This window comes from Serratia sp. CoH_122_TC_1 (assembly GCF_058191755.1).
In genome coordinates this window covers 1-400 of sequence record NZ_JBXWLA010000067.1, presented here as the reverse complement: position 1 = coordinate 400, position 400 = coordinate 1, and the positions used below count along the sequence as shown (strand labels likewise).

1 tRNA gene is annotated in these 400 nt (G+C 43.5%); it reads right to left on the bottom strand.

From position 1 onward, the window contains the following. Positions 1-152: 152 nt before the first annotated feature. Positions 153-228, bottom strand: a tRNA-Glu gene (locus tag AC2FC2_RS27000). Positions 229-400: the final 172 nt, after the last annotated feature.

Genomic DNA, 400 nt, shown 5'->3' with positions numbered 1-400 from the left:
TACGGAGGGATAAGTTTCAGCTGTCATGTTTCAATTTTCAGCTTGTTCCAGATTGTTAAAGAGCAATATCTTAAACACGACTCGCAAGAGTCATCTTTAAGATTTTTTGGTTATGACTAACCGGTGATAATGTCTTTCACTCATTATCGGATTGGCGTCCCCAAGGGGATTCGAACCCCTGTTACAGCCGTGAAAGGGCAGTGTCCTAGGCCTCTAGACGATGGGGACACGAAAATCCGATTAAACTGAACGTCTTAATCGGTTCGTATCAGCATGAGTCAGAGACTCATTACATCAACAGGTAGCGCTTTTGCTCATTACTTTTTCATCAGACAATCTGTGTGAGCACTTCACGCGAATCAATATCATTAGGTAAGGAGGTGATCCAACCGCAGGTTCC